The sequence below is a fragment of the Sphingomonas panni genome (genome assembly GCF_022664435.1).
Classification (GTDB): domain Bacteria; phylum Pseudomonadota; class Alphaproteobacteria; order Sphingomonadales; family Sphingomonadaceae; genus Sphingomonas; species Sphingomonas panni.
Map to the genome: position 1 here is coordinate 108,973 of NZ_JAKREU010000004.1, position 13,996 is coordinate 122,968.

Below are 13,996 nucleotides of genomic sequence, written 5' to 3' on the forward strand. Positions count from 1 at the left end.
TTGGAATGGGGGTATGCCACGCCCCGCGCGAAAACGTCGCGAGTGTGAACTTTGTGAACTTTGGACGTGGCGTGGTGGGATTTTTTCTTCGAAACAGCCGCATGGCTCGTCACCCCGGACTTGATCCTGGGTCCCGCTTCTTCTTCGGTGCGATGCAATGGCCCCGCCGCGGGCAAAGCCGGCTTCGGGGTCGATCGTGCCCCCGGCACGATCTGCGGACTGCGGGGCAGTCCGCACCTCGAAGCCCGTCGGACGGCGCTGTTCGCGCCGCCGGCCGGACGCGCCTCGTACGGCTCGGTCGAGCTTCGCTCGACCTTGCCCGGCGCGTCCTACAGCGTCGCCTCGATCGCCCGTGCCGCCTGATCCGGGTCTTCCGCCTGCGTGATCGGCCGCCCGATCACTAGCACCGACGCTCCGGCATCGAGCGCAGCGCGCGGGGTCACCACCCGCTTCTGGTCGCCCTTCGGCCCGTCCGCCGGCCGGACGCCCGGCACCACGAAGAACCCCTGCGGCCACGCCTTCTTCGCTGCCGCCACCTCGGCCCCCGAACACACCACGCCGTCGATCCCGGCGCTCTTCGCCAGTTCGGTCAGCCGCACCACCTGCTCATGCGGATCGGGGGCAAGGCCGATCGACGACAGGTCGTGCGCGTCGAGGCTGGTCAGCATCGTCACCGCGACGACCTTGGTCCCGACCGGCGCGGCGGCCTTGGCATCCTCCAGCATCGCCCGCCCGCCGGTGGCATGGACGGTCAGGATCGCCGGGTTCATCGGCCCCAGCGCCTGGATCGCCTTGGCGACGGTATTGGGAATGTCGTGGAATTTCAGGTCGAGGAAGATCGGCAGGCCGAGGTCCGCCATGGTCCTGACGCCCGCCCGTCCATTGGCCATGAAGAATTCGAGGCCGAGCTTCAGCCCGCCGACATGGCCGCGCACCTGCTGCGCCAGCGCCTTGGCGCGCTCCAGGTCGGGCGTGTCGATGGCGACATAGATGGGCGAACGGCTCACGATACGGCTCCGGTGGTAACCTGGGCGGGGATCGGGGCGGGATCGGCGACGACCGACACCGGCTCGACGCGGTTGAGGTCGGCGAGCGTCCGGTCGGTCGCCGCGATCCGCTGCCGCAGCCGCCACCGCGTCAGGTGCAGCGCGACGAAGGTCGGCAGGAAGCCTGCCAGGAACGTGACCAGCAGCAGCAGCGGCAGGTTCACATCGGCATAGAGCGAGCCCCACAGCTTCAGCGGCACCATCGTCATGTTATTGAGGGCGAAGGCGACGATGACCCCGACCAGCAAGGCCCAGAAGAGGGTTTTCAGGAACTGCATGGGGAGGCGCCTTCGTCATTATGCTCGCTTGGGCACCATCCTTACGCCGGTCGTCGCGGAATTTCCAATAGCGCCGGTTCAGCCGATCTGGGCGCGCAGTTCGTCGAACAGTGGCTGGATGGTCGTCAGCCGGGGCTGTTCCTCGTCGAGGATGGCGAGGAACGCGGCACGCTTCTGCCGCGTGATCCAGCCGGGGGGCAGGCGGACCTCGGCGGGCAGGGTCGACAGCGCGATGTCGATCATCCGCTCCGCCCCGTGCAGCCGCCCCCACAGATAGTCGTTCTCGCGGTACGACCGGCTGAAGAACGCCCCGAAATTGTTGAAGCGAATGCCCTTCAGCGTCGCCTCGGCACCGCCCGCACGGATCGAGGGGGCGTCGTCCGGCGCGATGCGGTCGACCCGTACCGGATCGAACTCGTCCAGCCCCTCGCCGCCCAGGAGCGGCAGCGTCGCGATGTCGAAGAAGGGAAAGCCGAGATAGGTCAGCAGCACCGGCCGGCGAATCTCGCGCGGCGCGGCCGACAGGGCGGCGGACAGCAGTTCCTCGGCCTGCGCGTCGAGCGTGGTCAGGTCCATCGCCTGCGCCATCGCTGCGAGCAGATCGGCGGGCGCGGTCCTTTTGTCGGCGGCGGCGGCGCGGACAGCGGCGAAATGATCGGCATGTTCGCAGGCGAGATAGGGGGTGAGGCTGGCGAAGATCGCCTCGCGCACCGGAGCCAGTGCCGCCGCGTCCTGTTCCGGCTCCATCGCCGATATGGTGCGGACCAGCAGCCGCAGCCGCCGGATGCGAAAGGCCAGATCGTGCGCCCGCAGGAACTCGATCGTCGCGGGCGATGCGCCGTCGCCGTCGAACCGGTCGGCCTCGCGCTCCACCACGATCCGGTGGAACGCCGCGCGCAGCCGTCGCCGCCGTTCGGGCGAGGGATCGTCGGCCAGTGTCGCCATGCGATCGGCCAGCCGGTCCAGCACCTGATCGATCTTCAGCAGGCCATAGGCGGCATGGCCATATCCGGCGCGCTTCGCCGCCTGTACCTGCGCCCGCTGCCGCCAGCCGGCCAGCCGCGACGGGGTGGGCCAGTCGAGGAACAGCGTATAGCCGAACAGCTGCTCGACCTCCGCCTCGACCCCGGCGCGCAGCCGCTCGACGATGGCCAGCATCCGTTCGATCCGCTCGGACCGGCGCTGGATCGCGTCCAGATTGTCGCGGATCGGCTGTTTGCGCGGCAGTTCAGACAATGCGCCCAAGATCGTCTGGAAGAAGGTCGGCGGCCCCTTGGATTCGGTGCCGAAGCCGAACTTATGGTTCGGCGCGGGGTCGAGATAGACGAAGCGCCGATCGATCTGCCGCCGCGCCGGGCGTTCGCGCAGTGCGTCGATCGCAGGGCGGAACGGGGCATTGGCCAGCACCGATCCGTCGATCAGCGCCGCCTGTTCGACCATGCCCACCGCCGCCTGTCGCGGCAGCACCCGGCGCAGGAACGCCTCGCGCCCCGGCCACTGCGTGCCGCGATCCTGCAGCGCCGCATCCAGTTCGCCGACCCGGAACGGCGGGAAGGCACCGGGAAAGCTCGACGTCGCCCGCGCCGCGAACACCAGCTCCGCCGGGTCGGCCAGCGGTCCGTCGCCATGGTCGGAAAAGCCGATGACGATGCGATGCTCGGTCTCGACCACTTCCCTAGGCGAATTGAGCCGCAGCAGTTCGGGATGCCCGGCAAAATCGGTGACGGTCACGAACAGGTCGAGCGGTTGTCCGGGCGGCAGCAGGCGTGGGCCGACGGGTCCCGCCGCCATCGCCTCGAACGCGTTCAGCAGCATGTCGACCATCGCCCGCCCGCCGAACGGCGGCTCGAACCAGCGGGCGCGCACGAAGCGGTCGAGCTTGGTGCGCAGTTCGTCGCGCGCGGCGATGTCGACGCTCGACACATCCTCGCCCTCGCGACCCAGCGCCATCCACGCGACCGGCCGCGCCCAGGGCCGCGACAGCGCGCTCGACGGGGCTTGTGCCGGGTCGAGCAGCGCCTCGATATCCGCGCCCTCCAGCCATAATTCGGTCAGCGGGTCGAGCGACTGGCCGGTCGCGACCGCATGGGCCAGGAACACGCCGTTGATCCCGCCGGCACTCGCCCCGGCGACGATATCGACCAGCACCCGCAGCCGGATGCCGCTCAGCGTCGCCAGCTCGTGCAGCATCTGCTGGTACACGCCGGCACTGCCGCCCAGCGTCTCGCCATCGTCCTGCATCGCGCGGCTGGCGCGGGCGATATGCCACACCTCCTTGACCACGCCGTGCATATAGACCGCGAGGCTGATCCCGCCGTAGCAGACGAGCGCAAGGCGCAGTTCGCGGTCGTGCAGCGGGGGCGGGGAGGGGGCGTCGCTCATCCCGTGGCGAGCGTCGCCCAGATGGGGAGGTGATCCGATGCCTTGCGCGCCGCCGCGCTCTGGTGCGTGCCCGAATCGACGATGCGCAGCTCGCTCGACACCATGATCCGGTCGAGCCGCCCGACCGGGTGCCGCGCATGGAAGCTGGGTCCGGTTTCGGCAAAGCAATGCGTCCGCCCGAAATCGCGCAGGCAGCCCGACTGCGGCGTCCATTCGTTCAGGTCGCCCATCAGGACACTGGGCAGCGGCGGCTGGCAGCCATCGACCTCGTGCAGGATCGCATGGGCCTGTTTGCGCCGCCAGAGGCCGGACAGGTCGAGATGCATGCCCACCACCCGGATCGTAATGCCGTTCAGCGTCACGTCCGCACGCACCGCGCCGCGCGGTTCCAGCGCGGGGATGTCGATTCGCTTCGGGGCGCTGACCGTCGCGTCCTTGCGCACCAGCAGCGCATTGCCGTGCCAGCCCATCGACTGCGCGCGGATGGCGACCGGCACCGCCTTCCACGGGCTATGATCGTCGAGCATGTGCAGTGGGATCACCCCGGCGCGCTCGCCCAGCCGGCGGTCGCATTCCTGCAGCGCGATGATGTCGGCATCGACCTCGCGCAGCACTTCCAGCGTGCGTTCGGGCATGCGGCGGCGATCGGTCCCGATCGCCTTGCGCATGTTATAGCTGGCTACCTTTATCATCGTTCATCGCACAACGTCGCGATGCCCGGTTTCGTTTCGCCTGTGGAGCGGACGCGGCGCAAATCGTCAGCCGGCGACGACGGCCTCCGGCTGCACGATCACGGTGGAGGGCGGCACGTCCTTCAACAGCCAGACATTGCCGCCGATCACCGCGCGGTCGCCGATGGTCACCCGGCCGAGGATCGTCGTCCCGGCATAGATCACCACATCGTCGCCGACGATCGGGTGGCGGGGGATGCGCTCGGCAAAGGGGCCTGCACCCTCGCGCGGCTGCGACCGGCGCGGGGTCCGCGCGCCCAGCGTCACATGCTGGTACAATCGCACCCGCGCGCCGATGACCGCCGTCTCGCCGATGACGACGCCCGTGCCATGGTCGATGAAGAAGCCCGGCCCGATGGTGGCGCCGGGATGGATGTCGATCCCGGTGCGTTCGTTGGCGATCTCCGACACGATCCGCGCGACGATCGGTGCGCCAAGCGAATCCAGCTCATGCGCCAGGCGATGGTGCAGGATCGCGGTCGCGCCGGGATAACAGATCAGGATCTCGTCGACGCTGCGTGCCGCCGGATCGCCGCGAAAGATCGCCGCGACATCGGTATCGATCAACGCGCGCACCCGCGACAGGGTGCCGGCGAACAGGCGCACGATCTCCGCCGGACGGTCGGGCGCCGCCTCGATCCCCGCCGCATCGCGCCAATAGGCGAATTCGGCGACGATCGCCGCATCGAGCAGCGCGAAAGCCTCGGTCAGCCGTCCGGCGACGAAGCCGTCCTCGGTCGCCGCGTCCCCGCCAAAGCCGCCGATGCGCGCCGGAAACAGCGCCTCCGCCAGCAGCGCGACGGCGCGCGCGAGTTCGGCGCGGCGCGGAAAGTCGGCGGGGTGTCGCCGGCTCGGCTGCGCCTGCCGCCATGCGAGCCGGGCGGTCGAGAGCGCGCGGGTGGCATGGTCAATCGCCCGGCGGCGGTCGTCATCGGGCTGGGTCATGCAACATGCTCCGAACATGAAAGGGGCCGGGCGGCAGCTGCCGACCGGCCCGAGTTGCGCTTAGGGAGCTAACCAAAGCGTTGCGGATGCCGCGCCGGGGCGCGGCGAAACTCAGTATGCCGTGGCGTTCGTCGCCGGGTCGGCCGCGTTCGACGCCGTTTCGTTCAGGACGACATTGTCGCCGGGCAGCGCGACATCGTTGCCGAGCGTCACGTCGTTCGCCAGCGGCTCGTCGAGCGAGGTCAGGTTCGTTTCGATGACGGCATTTTCGGCAGCGGCGTTCTCGGCGGGCGTGTTGCCCGAACATGCCGCAAGGCCCAGCAAGGCGACGGCCGCCAGCGGTGCAAGATATGACTTCAAACCCGGTCTCCCCCGTTTCCGAAAACCGCCGCGATCGGCGGTGTCGAACGCCGTTGTAGGGCATCGGCGGGGACTGGGAATAATCCCATTACTTTAGTGGGGTATTGTTCCGCTATCAACGAGGGCCGGGCGCACGTGCGTCGGCCGGGGCGTACCCAGCTTGTCAGGCCAACGATGTCGAGGGTGGCGGCGGGGTGGTGGAGCTGAGGGGAATCGAACCCCTGACCTCTGCAGTGCGATTGCAGCGCTCTCCCATCTGAGCTACAGCCCCGCCCCGTTCCCGGACAGTGCCGGGGCCGTTCCCTTAGCGGCCCGAAAATGCGGATGCAACGGGTCTCGGCGCTTTTCGCCATCAAAATCCTTTTGCCGCAACCGGTCGCTGCGCCACGCCCCTTCGTCGTGCGCGGTGCGAATGGGTCGGAACCATCCTTCGGGTCGGTGCTTCTCTGGGTACGACATGGCAGCAAGCCGCTGCTGCGCCGCGAAAAACATGAACCATCTGCAGGAGATTTTCATGGCCTATGATCGCTATTCGCGTGACGATGACTGGTCGCGCAACAGCCGGAACGACGATGGCAGCTCGCGCGACCGGGACGATCGCGGACGGGGCGCCTATGGCTATGGTGCACGGGGTTATGGCAGCGGGTCGCAGCAGCGCGACGATCGCGGCAATCGCGACTATTATGGCGGACAGTCTTCCTACGGCTCCAGCTATGGCGTGGACCGCGACCGCGGCTATGGCAGCAGCTATGGCGCGGACCGCGACCGGAGCTATGGCAGCCGCGATTTCGACCATAACGACCGGGGTTCCAGCGCCTATGGCGGGCAGGGCGGCACGTATCGCGGCAGCTATGCGAGCGATGGCCACCGCTTCGCCGACCAGGGCGAGCGCGACGCGCGCTACGGTAACGATCGTTACCGTGGCGACCGCTTCCGCAACGATCGCGACCGCTCGCGCGACGACCGGGACTATGACGCCGCCGATCGCGGCTTCCTCGCCCGCGCAGGGGACGAGGTCCGTTCGTGGTTCGGTGACGAGGATGCCGAGCGCCGCCGCGAGCGCGACCAGCGCTATGACGAACAGATGGCGCGCTATGACGACCGCCACAGCGACCATGCCTATCGGTCGTGGCGCGATACGCAGGTCAGCGCGTTCGACCGCGACTATGACGAATATCGCCAGGAAAACTCGCAGCGTTTCCAGAGCGAATTCAGCGCATTTCGCACCGAACGGCAGACCCAGCGCGACAGCCTGACCCGCGTGACCGAACATATGGAAGTCGTCGGGTCGGACGACGAACATGTCGGCACGGTCGACAAGGTGCGCGGCGACCGCATCATCCTGACCAAGAACGATCCCGACGCCGGTGGCCATCACCACTCGATCCCGTCGCGCTGGGTATCGTCGGTCGATGACAAGGTGAAGCTGCGCAAGTCCGCCGCCGAAGCCAAGCAGGCATGGCGCGACGAGGAAGAGAAGCAGGCGATGTTCGGCAACCAGTCGCAACAGCGTTACGGCAGCGACCGCTTCGGCAGCCAGGGCAACAACGACGACCGCACTCGTGAAGCGAACCGCTATGGCGCGTCGACCACGACCGGCCAGTCGCTGGGTGCCGGCACCTCGACCACGGCCGGGACCGGTGTGTCGGGCAGCACGACCGACAACGACACCAATCTCAATCGCAGCTTTCCCGGAACCTATTGATCGGTTCGCAGCGGCGACAGGCGGAGGGGCTCGGGAAACCGGGCCCCTTTGCTTTTGGGGGACGGCATACTAGGTTGCGGTCCGAAACTGATATGGAGCATGTAGCATGGCAAAGGCGTGGCATCTGGTACGGCGGCCGCAGGGAATGCCGGTGATGGAGGATTTCGCGTTTCGAGACCTGCCCCGGCGCGAATTGGCCGACGGGGAAGTCCGTATCGCCAATCGCTGGCTGTCGGTCGACCCCTATATGCGCGGGCGGATGAACGACGTGAAAAGCTATGTCCCGCCGTTCCAGCTGGACGCGCCGATGGACGGTGGCGCGGTCGGGGAAGTGATCGAGAGCCGCGCGGCAGACCTGCCGGTCGGCACCCGCGTGCAGCATATGGCCGGGTGGCGCGACGAGGCGATCGTGCCCGCCAAGGGCGTGAACAAGATTCCCGACATCGACGTGCCCGAACAGGCATTTCTCGGCGCGCTGGGCCTGACCGGCATGACCGCATGGTTCGGCCTGCTGACCGTGGCCGAAGCAAAGCCCGGTGACACGGTGTTCGTGTCGGCGGCGGCCGGGGCGGTCGGGTCGGTCGTGGTACAGATCGCGAAGGTCAAGGGCATGACCGTGATCGGTTCGGCCGGCGGTGCGGAAAAGGTCGAATGGGTTCGGTCGCTCGGTGCCGATCAGGTCATCGATTACAAGGGCGACGTGCCGTTGGCGAAGGCGTTGGGCGCGGCGGCCCCGAACGGGATCGACGTGTATTTCGACAATGTCGGCGGCGACCATCTCGATGCGGCGCTGGCCCATGCCAACCAGAATGCGCGCTTCGCCATCTGCGGCATGATCGACGGTTATAACGCGTCGCAGCCGACCAGCCTGCGCTATCTGATGCGCGTCATCGCTGCGCGCATCCGCATCCAGGGCTTCATCGTCAGCGATTATCTCGGAAAGATCGCCGAATTCCAGCAGGGCATGGGCGAGATCGTCGCCAGCGGCAATTTCCAGCGCGAGGAGACCATCGTCGAGGGGCTGGAGAACACGCTCGACGCGTTCCTCGGCCTGTTCAGCGGCCAGAATCGTGGCAAGATGCTGGTGAAGCTGTAACCAGCATCCTCCCCGCTGCGCGGGGAGGGGGACCGTCCGCAGGACGGTGGAGGGGGCTGTCCGCATACGCAATCGTGGCGTCAGCGGCCCGCCCCCTCCACCAGCTTCGCTGGTCCCCCTCCCCGTGCCGGGGAGGAACAAACTACCGCAACTTCGCGATCTTCAGCCCGTCTTCCTTCGCACGGTCCTTGATCGACTCTTCGCTGCGGGTGAGCGCCTTGGCGAGCGCCTTCAACGCAATGCCCTTGCCGGCCAGCTGGTGGAGCTTCTGGATTTCATCGGGCCGCCACGGTTGGCGGTGACGTTCGAATTTTTCGGCCATGGCGCTTCTCCTATCGATGACGGGCAAGTCGGACTAGCGCCGTGTCCAGCGCCTGCAGGAACTTCGACCGGTCCGCCTTGGCGAACGGCGGCGGCCCGCCCAGCTGCTCGCCGCCTGCCCGCAAATCGGCCATGATCGCGCGGGTCGCGATCGCGCCGCCGATCGACGCGCCGGTGAAGGGCTTGCCATTGGGGGCAAGGACGGTCGCGCCAGCCTTCAGGCAGCGATCCGCCAGCAGAATGTCGGCGGTGACGACCACGCAATCCGCTCCGGCGGCGTCGGCGATCCAGTCGTCGGCGGCATCGAACCCGTCCGACACGACGATCCGCTCGACCCATGGCAGCACGGGCACGCGGAAATGGCTGTTGCTGACGATCGATACTTTCGCGCCGTGCCGCTCGGCGACACGGTACACCTCGTCCTTGACCGGGCAGGCGTCGGCATCGACCAGGATTCGCGTCATGGTTCGATCGGGCCGGTCTCGATCACCTCGATCGCGTCGCTGCGCCCGCCGAAATCGGCGGTTTCGCCCGCCATCAGCCCGGTCATCGCCAGCGCGAGCGGCGCGGTGAACGGAACGCGGCCCTCCGCCGGATCGGCCTCGTCGCTGCCGACCAGCTCGATCGTCTTGCGCTGCCCGTTCAGCGTGTAGGTAACGCGCGATCCGAACGCGACCTCGTCGGTCGGGGCGGGGGCGATCTCGGCCGTCGAATGCCGGGTCCGCCAGTATCGCAGGTCGCGCTTGATTGCCGTTACCCGCTCTGCATCCTCGCCCGCCGCGTCCAGCTCGCCTTCCAGCCGCGCGACCTGCTCCGCCATCGCCGCCAGCCCGCGCCGGGTCACCAGGTTCGGGCCGGGGGGTAAGGGCAGTTCGAACCGCGGCTCCTTATGCTCGTCGTCATCCTCTCTTCGAAACGCAACACTCATCAAATCGTCCCTGAAAACGTATCGCAGCGGGCGGGGTCGCCCGTCTCATAGCCGCGCTTGAGCCAATAGGCGCGCTGGGCCGAAGTGCCATGGGTAAAGCTTTCCGGCGAAGCGCGATTACCCTGCAACCGGTCGTCGCCGATCGCTTCGGCGGCGCGAAGCCCTTCCTCGATATCGCCCGGTTCCATCCGGCCGCTGCGCTTGGCCCACACGCCGGCATAACAGTCGGCCTGCAACTCCAGCCGCACCGACTGGGCATTGCCCTCCGCCTTGGGTAGCGTCTGCTGCGCACGGCTGACAGCTTCGGCCTGTCCGGTCAGGTTCTGGATGTGATGGCCCACCTCGTGCGCCACGACATAGGCCTGCGCGAAGTCGCCACCGGCACCGAAACGCTGCGACAGTTCGCGGAAGAAGTTCGTGTCGAGGTACACGCCGCGATCGGGCGGGCAATAGAACGGTCCCATCGCCGCCTGCGCCACGCCGCAGCCGGACTGGTTCTGGTCCTGATAGAAGCGCAGGCGCGGCGGGGTGTAGCGCGCGCCCTGTTCTGCATAGATCTGTCCCCAGACCTGTTCGGTCGATTTCAGCACGCGACAGGCGAACAACTCCTCGGCAGTGTCGCACGGTACGTTCTGCGCCGAACCCTGCTGCGTCGTCGGTGCCTGCGATCCGCCACCGACCAGTCCGCCACCGCCCGAAAACATCAGGAAGGCGACGCCGATGATCGCGATGATGCCGATGGTCCCACAGCCCAGGCCGCGCCCGAGCAGCAGCGGCAGGAGGCCGAGCAGGTTGAACCCGCCGCCGCCCAGTCCGCCGCCGCCGCGGCCGAGATCGTCGACATTGCTGGATGGATCGAGATCGTCGAGGCGCATGGGCGGCGGTCCAATCGTTGAAGCTGCGTACTGAAATGCGCGAAACGGTCACGATGTTGCAACTACGATGCAGGAAATCGGTTGAAGGGGCGTTGAACCCGGTCCGTATAATCCGCAAAGTATCGTCGATGGCCGAAGCTGATCCCCGTTTGCGCCGACAATCGCCCGCCGGCCTGCCCCTGCCGGACTGTGTCGCGCTGGTGCTGCAGGGCGGCGGCGCATTGGGCAGCTATCAGGCCGGCGTCATCGAACGCCTGGGGGAATCGCAGATCGAGGTCGACTGGGTCGCCGGCATCTCGATCGGCGCGATCAACGCCGCGATCTTTGCCGGCAACCCGCCCGAACGACGGATCGAACGGCTGCGACACTTCTGGCAGACGGCGGCGGGCGTGCTGCCGTGGTTCCCGATCCTGCCCGACGACCGGGTGCGCGAATGGGTGCATGAATGGTCGGCCGGCGTCGTGCTGGCGACCGGGGTGCCCGGCTTCTTCCGCCCGCGCGGGATCGCACCGCAATTCGCCGCACCGGGGACGCCGGGCGCGCTCAGCTATTACGATACCGAACCGCTGCGCGAGACGCTGGACGCGCTGGTCGACTGGGACTTGGTCAATGACGGCCCGGTGCGGCTGTCGGTCGGCGCGGTCGATATTCAGAGCGGCAATTTCGCCTATTTCGACAGCGCCCGCGAACGGATCGACGCGCGGCACGTCATGGCGTCGGGCGCGCTGCCACCCGGCCTGCCCCCGGTCGAGATCGACGGCCGCTGGTATTGGGACGGTGGCCTCGTCAGCAATACGCCGCTGACCCATATCCTCGACCATCAGCGCGATCCGATGCTGGTGTTCCAGGTCGACCTGTTTTCCGCCGAGGCCGAGTTGCCGCGCACCATCGGCGACGTCGTGGCGCGCGAAAAGGAAATCCGCTTTTCCAGTCGCACGCGACAGGTGACCGCCGAACGGCTGCGCCTGCGCCAGGAACGCGAACTGATCCGCCGACTGGTCGCCAAGCTGCCGGTCGAGCTGCGCGACGATGCCGATGTCCGCGCGCTGGAGGCGCTGGCGGACGAACATCCCTTGAGCCTGGTCCATCTCATCTACCGCGCGAACCGCTGGGAAGGCGGCGCGCGCGATTTCGAATTTTCGGCGCGCGCGATGGAGGAGCATTGGGCCGCCGGCCGTGCCGCCATTGCCGAGACCATGGCCAATGCCCGCGTCGTCGCCGAGAACATTCTGGATGGGCGCACCGCCGCGTTCGACCTCACCCATCACCTTCATCAACGCCAAGGATAATCGATGTTCCTCAAAGGCAAGACCGCGATCGTCACCGGCTCCACGTCCGGCATCGGCCTCGCTTATGCAAAGGCGTTCGCGGCCGAGGGTGCTTGCGTCGTCATCAACGGCTTCGGCGACGCGGACGCGATCGAGAAGGAACGCGCCGCACTGGCCGAGGCGAGCGGTGCCGAGGCGCGCTACGACGCCGCCGACATGACCAAGCCGGACCAGATCGCGGCGATGGTCGACAAGGCGGCGGCCGAGTTCGGATCGGTCGATATCATCGTCAACAATGCCGGTATCCAGCATGTCGCGAAGATCGAGGAATTCCCGATCGACAAATGGGACGCGATCCTCGCGATCAACCTGTCGTCGGCGTTCCACATGATCCGCGCCGCCGTGCCACATATGAAGAAGGCGGGTTGGGGCCGGATCATCAATACCGCTTCGGCGCACAGCCTGGTCGCCAGCCCCAACAAATCGGCCTATGTTACCGCCAAGCACGGCCTTGCGGGCCTGACCAAGACGGTCGCGCTGGAAGTCGCGACCTGCGGCATCACCGCCAACTGCATCTCGCCCGGCTATGTGTGGACGCCGCTGGTCGAGAAGCAGATTCCCGATACGATGGCGTCGCGCGGCCTGACGCGCGAGCAGGTGATGAACGACGTCCTGCTGTCGGCACAGCCGACCAAGGAGTTCGTCACCGCCGAACAGGTCGCCAGCCTCGCGCTGTATCTGTGCCGGGACGAGGCGAAGGCGATCACGGGTGCGAACCTGTCGATCGACGGCGGCTGGACCGCAGCGTGATCGCGGCATGATCCGCCTGTTGTCGCTGGCGACGGTGTTCGCCGGCTGCGCGCTCGCGGCCTGTGGCGGGGTGCGGGTCGCGTCCTCGGCGTCGAAGGCATCTGCGACGACGCCTGTCGCCGGTGCGGACGATTGGCGGCGGGTAGCCACCCCGGCCGACCGCGACCGGTTGCGGCGCTGGCGCGATGCGTGGCTGGCGGCACTGCCCCGGGCGCGGGCGGCCGATGCGAAGGGCGTGGCGGCGGAGGGCGCCCTGTTCGCGCCCGACGCGGCACTGGCCGGCCCGGCAGCGCCCGCCGGTCGCTATCATTGCCGGGTGTTCAAGCTGGGCGGGCTTGGCAGCGCGATGCGCGACTTTACCGCCTATCCCGCGTTCGACTGCCGGATCGCCGACGAAGGCCGGGTCCGCAGCTTCTACAAGGAAAGCGGGTCGCAGCGGCCGGTCGGGCTGCTGTTCCCCGATGGCGACCGGACGGTGTTCCTCGGCACGCTGCTGCTGGGCAACGAACGGGCGGCGCTGCAATATGGCCAGGACCGCGACCGCGATATGGCGGGCGTGCTGGAACGGGTAGGGGAGCGCCGCTGGCGGCTCGTACTGCCCTATCCCCGGTTCGAATCGATGCTGGACGTGATCGAACTGGTGCCGGCGGAGTAGCTTGGCCACGCACGTCATCCCAGCGCAGGCTGGGATCTCGTCGTGATAGCGCGCAGCAGGAGCCGCGGGAGACCCCAGACTGCGCTGGGGTGACGCTGTTGGAAAAGATTACGCCAGCGTCCGCCGCACCGTTTCGTAGCAATCGTCGATATGCGAATTGCCGACCAGCTTCATCGCACCGAAGCTGATGCCTGCTGCGGCGATCTGTCCGGCGAAGGGCACGAAGCGCAGCAGCGACTTGCTGGCATAGCGTGCGCCGACCTTGCGGATCAGCATCGTTACGATGCGTCTGGTGATCGACCGGCCGATCACGCCGTTCCCCAGATTGGCGGCGATCAACAATATCTGCTTCGCCCGATCCGGCTCCAGCGCGTTGACCTGTTTCTCGTCCAGCCCGAACCGGTTGCTGATCTCCGGCAGCAGCTTGGTCAGGATATTGGCGTCGACGACCAGGTCCGCACCGGGTACCGGCACGGCGGACGCCCCCGCCGATACCAGTGCGCGCTTGGTTACCAGCTTGCGCGCTTCGTCGCGCACGCGGTCGAGTTCGGTCAGCGAAGTGATCTTCATGGAAGCCCCGTATCGTTTCGTTGCCG

17 protein-coding genes and 1 tRNA gene are annotated in these 13,996 nt (G+C 67.6%); 6 read left to right on the top strand and 12 right to left on the bottom strand.

All coding sequences use genetic code 11. The features are described from left to right. Window positions 1-66: 66 nt before the first annotated feature. A complete protein-coding gene (locus tag MF609_RS09680; RefSeq protein ID WP_242416113.1) occupies window positions 67-363 on the top strand; it encodes a hypothetical protein in 297 nt (98 codons plus the stop codon). Here the strand turns inward: MF609_RS09680 and pyrF are convergent. The 7 genes from pyrF to MF609_RS09715 form a co-directional block, all read right to left on the bottom strand. Then, a complete protein-coding gene (gene pyrF, locus MF609_RS09685; RefSeq protein ID WP_242416114.1) occupies window positions 330-1,007 on the bottom strand; it encodes an orotidine-5'-phosphate decarboxylase in 678 nt (225 codons plus the stop codon). The two genes, MF609_RS09680 and pyrF, sit on opposite strands and share 34 nt — an antisense overlap. Beyond that, on the bottom strand, window positions 1,004-1,324 hold the full coding sequence (locus MF609_RS09690; RefSeq protein WP_242416115.1) for a lipopolysaccharide assembly protein LapA domain-containing protein: 321 nt from the start codon (window positions 1,322-1,324) through the stop codon (window positions 1,004-1,006). The genes pyrF and MF609_RS09690 overlap by 4 nt, the downstream gene beginning before the upstream one ends. Before the next feature lie 78 nt (window positions 1,325-1,402). Continuing rightward, complete coding sequence (locus MF609_RS09695) at window positions 1,403-3,706, bottom strand: patatin-like protein (protein ID WP_242416116.1); 2,304 nt, start codon at window positions 3,704-3,706, stop codon at window positions 1,403-1,405. Next, window positions 3,703-4,398 carry an endonuclease/exonuclease/phosphatase family protein gene (locus tag MF609_RS09700; RefSeq protein WP_242416117.1) on the bottom strand — a complete coding sequence of 232 codons (696 nt, stop codon included), beginning with the start codon at window positions 4,396-4,398 and terminating at the stop codon, window positions 3,703-3,705. The genes MF609_RS09695 and MF609_RS09700 overlap by 4 nt, the downstream gene beginning before the upstream one ends. 66 nt (window positions 4,399-4,464) lie before the next feature. Then, window positions 4,465-5,382, bottom strand: a complete 918-nt coding sequence (epsC, locus tag MF609_RS09705) for a serine O-acetyltransferase EpsC (RefSeq protein WP_242416118.1) — start codon at window positions 5,380-5,382, stop codon at window positions 4,465-4,467. 111 nt (window positions 5,383-5,493) lie between these two features. Next, a complete protein-coding gene (locus MF609_RS09710; protein WP_242416119.1) occupies window positions 5,494-5,742 on the bottom strand; it encodes a hypothetical protein in 249 nt (82 codons plus the stop codon). 195 nt (window positions 5,743-5,937) lie between these two features. After that, window positions 5,938-6,013 (bottom strand) — tRNA-Ala (locus MF609_RS09715). Between the two features lie 219 nt (window positions 6,014-6,232). Between MF609_RS09715 and MF609_RS09720 the strand changes: the two genes are divergently transcribed. Both MF609_RS09720 and MF609_RS09725 read left to right on the top strand, forming a co-directional pair. Continuing rightward, entirely contained in the window at window positions 6,233-7,447 is a 1,215-nt protein-coding gene (locus MF609_RS09720) for a DUF2171 domain-containing protein (RefSeq protein ID WP_242416120.1), read from the top strand. Between the two features lie 106 nt (window positions 7,448-7,553). Further along, window positions 7,554-8,543 carry an NADP-dependent oxidoreductase gene (locus MF609_RS09725; RefSeq protein ID WP_242416121.1) on the top strand — a complete coding sequence of 330 codons (990 nt, stop codon included), beginning with the start codon at window positions 7,554-7,556 and terminating at the stop codon, window positions 8,541-8,543. Window positions 8,544-8,685: 142 nt separating this feature from the next. Here the strand turns inward: MF609_RS09725 and MF609_RS09730 are convergent, their stop codons facing one another. Genes MF609_RS09730 through ypfJ form a run of 4 tightly spaced genes read right to left on the bottom strand, consistent with a single transcriptional unit; the run spans window position 8,686 to window position 10,667 of the window. After that, window positions 8,686-8,865 (bottom strand): hypothetical protein, encoded by a 180-nt coding sequence (locus tag MF609_RS09730; protein ID WP_242416122.1) that lies wholly within the window; start codon window positions 8,863-8,865, stop codon window positions 8,686-8,688. 10 nt (window positions 8,866-8,875) lie between these two features. After that, entirely contained in the window at window positions 8,876-9,328 is a 453-nt protein-coding gene (locus tag MF609_RS09735) for a YaiI/YqxD family protein (protein WP_242416123.1), read from the bottom strand. Further along, entirely contained in the window at window positions 9,325-9,792 is a 468-nt protein-coding gene (locus MF609_RS09740) for a GreA/GreB family elongation factor (RefSeq protein WP_242416124.1), read from the bottom strand. Before MF609_RS09740 ends, MF609_RS09735 begins: the two co-directional genes overlap by 4 nt. Next, window positions 9,792-10,667 carry a KPN_02809 family neutral zinc metallopeptidase gene (gene ypfJ, locus MF609_RS09745; protein WP_242416125.1) on the bottom strand — a complete coding sequence of 292 codons (876 nt, stop codon included), beginning with the start codon at window positions 10,665-10,667 and terminating at the stop codon, window positions 9,792-9,794. Before ypfJ ends, MF609_RS09740 begins: the two co-directional genes overlap by 1 nt. Window positions 10,668-10,795: 128 nt before the next feature. Here ypfJ and MF609_RS09750 point away from each other — a divergent pair, with 128 nt between their 5' ends. Genes MF609_RS09750 through MF609_RS09760 form a run of 3 tightly spaced genes read left to right on the top strand, consistent with a single transcriptional unit; the run spans window position 10,796 to window position 13,400 of the window. Then, window positions 10,796-11,956: a patatin-like phospholipase family protein gene (locus MF609_RS09750; RefSeq protein WP_242416126.1), complete on the top strand. Its 1,161-nt coding sequence runs from the start codon at window positions 10,796-10,798 to the stop codon at window positions 11,954-11,956. Window positions 11,957-11,959: 3 nt separating this feature from the next. Further along, on the top strand, window positions 11,960-12,745 hold the full coding sequence (locus tag MF609_RS09755; RefSeq protein WP_242416127.1) for a 3-hydroxybutyrate dehydrogenase: 786 nt from the start codon (window positions 11,960-11,962) through the stop codon (window positions 12,743-12,745). A gap of 7 nt (window positions 12,746-12,752) precedes the next feature. After that, a complete protein-coding gene (locus MF609_RS09760; protein ID WP_242416128.1) occupies window positions 12,753-13,400 on the top strand; it encodes a DUF4893 domain-containing protein in 648 nt (215 codons plus the stop codon). A gap of 108 nt (window positions 13,401-13,508) precedes the next feature. On the opposite strand, the gene MF609_RS09765 is transcribed toward MF609_RS09760, so the two are convergent. Then, complete coding sequence (locus tag MF609_RS09765) at window positions 13,509-13,970, bottom strand: hypothetical protein (protein ID WP_242416129.1); 462 nt, start codon at window positions 13,968-13,970, stop codon at window positions 13,509-13,511. Window positions 13,971-13,996: the final 26 nt, after the last annotated feature.

Excerpts from the sequence above, each read along its gene's own strand:
- MF609_RS09735 (WP_242416123.1), bottom strand. The coding sequence starts at position 9,328 with ATGACGCGAATCCTGGTCGATGCCGACGCCTGCCCGGTCAAGGACGAG.
- MF609_RS09750 (WP_242416126.1), top strand. The coding sequence starts at position 10,796 with ATGGCCGAAGCTGATCCCCGTTTGCGCCGACAATCGCCCGCCGGCCTG.
- MF609_RS09725 (WP_242416121.1), top strand. The coding sequence starts at position 7,554 with ATGGCAAAGGCGTGGCATCTGGTACGGCGGCCGCAGGGAATGCCGGTG.
- ypfJ (WP_242416125.1), bottom strand. The coding sequence starts at position 10,667 with ATGCGCCTCGACGATCTCGATCCATCCAGCAATGTCGACGATCTCGGC.
- MF609_RS09755 (WP_242416127.1), top strand. The coding sequence starts at position 11,960 with ATGTTCCTCAAAGGCAAGACCGCGATCGTCACCGGCTCCACGTCCGGC.
- MF609_RS09765 (WP_242416129.1), bottom strand. The coding sequence starts at position 13,970 with ATGAAGATCACTTCGCTGACCGAACTCGACCGCGTGCGCGACGAAGCG.
- MF609_RS09690 (WP_242416115.1), bottom strand. The coding sequence starts at position 1,324 with ATGCAGTTCCTGAAAACCCTCTTCTGGGCCTTGCTGGTCGGGGTCATC.
- MF609_RS09720 (WP_242416120.1), top strand. The coding sequence starts at position 6,233 with ATGAACCATCTGCAGGAGATTTTCATGGCCTATGATCGCTATTCGCGT.
- epsC (WP_242416118.1), bottom strand. The coding sequence starts at position 5,382 with ATGACCCAGCCCGATGACGACCGCCGCCGGGCGATTGACCATGCCACC.
- MF609_RS09700 (WP_242416117.1), bottom strand. The coding sequence starts at position 4,398 with ATGATAAAGGTAGCCAGCTATAACATGCGCAAGGCGATCGGGACCGAT.
- MF609_RS09760 (WP_242416128.1), top strand. The coding sequence starts at position 12,753 with ATGATCCGCCTGTTGTCGCTGGCGACGGTGTTCGCCGGCTGCGCGCTC.
- MF609_RS09740 (WP_242416124.1), bottom strand. The coding sequence starts at position 9,792 with ATGAGTGTTGCGTTTCGAAGAGAGGATGACGACGAGCATAAGGAGCCG.
- MF609_RS09730 (WP_242416122.1), bottom strand. The coding sequence starts at position 8,865 with ATGGCCGAAAAATTCGAACGTCACCGCCAACCGTGGCGGCCCGATGAA.
- MF609_RS09695 (WP_242416116.1), bottom strand. The coding sequence starts at position 3,706 with ATGAGCGACGCCCCCTCCCCGCCCCCGCTGCACGACCGCGAACTGCGC.